A 2,571-nucleotide genomic window follows, 5' to 3' on the forward strand; every position below is an offset into this window, starting at 1 on the left:
TACAAAATATAAATATTGATAGATTCTGGACTGTCCGTTTTAGCAACTTCCGGAACAGGTTTTAGGATTACATCAATTTTCCTTCTTAGGCCATCTCAGGCTTCTCCATCGAATTGTTAGGTGGCGGAGTCATCTTGACTAATTTGCTTTCGTCGCAACCCGCTTTTTATGGTCTGCTATAATTCAGTATTCTTTCGTTTACTAAACCGACCATCTCCTTTCAAGGTTTATCGGCCCTGGCTATTGGTTAGATAGCACGAAATTTAGGCCTCTTTGGCGTCCTTAAATACTTAATAGATTATTGTTCAAGTTGTTCATTTTGCATTAACTTCTTATTTGATAATTTAATAATTTAATAAACTTTTTGTTCGTAAAGGCGGTGACTTTCTACGAAAAGGTCGATTAGCTTTAATAATTCCGCATTAATCATTTACTAATCTAACTACTAAAAGGTTCTTTACTCTTAGTAATAATAACTTTTATCTTATGATTGATTAATTTAATAATTTTGCTTTGCGAATTATCCAATTTACTCTAAATTTCTACCTTAACACGTTTAGGGGCAGTGATCGTTTCGATAACGGTGAGATTCCAGGTTTTCATTGATAAACTATCTAATAAGAAGTTAATATATTGATATAATTTAGACTACTAGATTTTTCAGTAAGTAGCGATATAGATGTTATTATATTACATCTTCATATTCTTCTAAGGTCATTTTTAACTTATCCTTTGAATCTATTTTTAACTAATTTTTAGAAACTGCCTGTAATTATTTCTTTTTTAAAGAACCATCCTTATTTTTTAAGTGTTTATCGCACTAGTTATTAGCGAAATCACATGATATTTAGATCATATTTAAAACCCTTGATCATATTATCGATATATTTTTAATTTTATTATTAAATAATTTAAAATAAAGTTTTTTTAAAAAATAAAATTACTTTATTCATATCAAGATTTTTAGGTTTTAAATTTCCTTGATTATTAGAACACATAAAATTATCACAATACCATTTTTTTAAATATTGATACATATCTAAAGATAATGAATCGTATAAATTATTTTGATTATACGGATAGATTAATTGCGTTTTATTCAGCGATTTATCCTTGCTGTTTTATTTACAATCAGCCCCCGTCCAAACCGGACAAGCAAGTTTCCAAGCATCCGGCTTTCCATAATTTACTCTCTTGCGAGAACTAATTTCTCCTCGCGGTTAATTAGCTATTTATTCTTATTGTTCTTGTTTTCTAATATCATGTATTTGTTGATTGGTTATCTTGCGGTGACAATCTTTACACAATACCTTTGTTCTTTTATTCATGATACTTCGGTGGTGCGCATTGCGGACCGTACCAATGTGATGAATTTGAAGTTGGGTTGTTTTGTTGCAACCCTCACAACGTTCCGCTTTTAGACGGTCAATTAGATGAGTACAACCTTGGAATATAAATCTATTAATGGTAATTTCCGGGGTTTCCCTTATAATTACGCATTTTTTTAATTTTGTCCCAAGTGTAAACATTCCATGGTTAGTATTGGGTTTCCCTTTTGTTAATATAAGCAATCCCCCAAGTTGAACCAATTTTACATTTCTTTCGAACTTTAGCAATTGACGTTTTCCGTTTCCTTGCTAGTGTTTTCAAACAGCTGTATTCAGCTAGATAACTTAAGTGAGTCAAAACACCTAAATTGTTAGCCAAACAAAAGTATTGGATAATTCCTCTAACAATTGTCTTATAGGTCCGGATTATTTCTAACTCGTCTCTATCTGCTAATGTTTCGTCGTGTCTCACCTTTCCCTTTTTAAACCAATTGTATTCATATCCATATTCTTCCGCTTTCGCTTGGGGAATTCGGACAAGAACTTTGCCATTTAAGGAATTCTTGGTGGCCTTCTCTTGACGAGTTTTATTGGTGGGGTTAACTTTTATCATGTAGGATAGCAACCTCGTTCCTTTATTGGCTTTAACAATTTTGGACTTATCCTTACTGACAGTAAGGTTCAGATCTTGCTTTATCCATTGCGTTACTTGGTCTTTGATTATTTCTGCCTGGTTATACTCACCTTTAATGCCGATGATAAAATCGTCAGCATAGCGGATGTATTCCACTCTTGGTTTTGGATTTTGATTAATTACACTGTCAATCCCCAGTTTATGATGCTGATTTTTAAGCCATGCTTTATTATATTCTGGGTTACTCTTCCTAATTGGTTTTCCTGCTTTAATCAATTCTTCCATTTTCAGGTCAATGTAATGTAAATATACATTCGCCAACAAGGGGGAGATAATCCCTCCTTGGGGAGAACCGGATAAAGATTCATATTTGATGTCCTCCTTCATAAAGCCCGCTTTTAACCATTTGTTAATGGTTGAGAGCGTTTTATGCTTTTTGATGAACTGATTGAAGGTTCTCATCAGAATCTCATGATTGATGTTATCAAAGTAGCCTTTTAAGTCAATTTTGATAAGGTAATCAATTCCTTTAAATCTTTGTTTGACACGTTTGATAGCGTCATGACAGGATTTTTTAGTTCTAAATCCAAAACTCCATTCTGAGAAGAT

The 2,571-nt window shown here is 32.6% G+C and carries 1 pseudogene; it reads right to left on the bottom strand.

From position 1 onward, the window contains the following. Nucleotides 1–1,238: 1,238 nt before the first annotated feature. Nucleotides 1,239–2,571: pseudogene (locus tag OC710_RS02585) on the bottom strand (reverse transcriptase domain-containing protein); the annotation flags it as partial.

It is taken from the genome of 'Vigna radiata' phytoplasma (assembly GCF_030586915.1).
GTDB classification, from domain to species: Bacteria; Bacillota_I; Bacilli_A; order Acholeplasmatales; family Acholeplasmataceae; genus Phytoplasma; species Phytoplasma australasiaticum.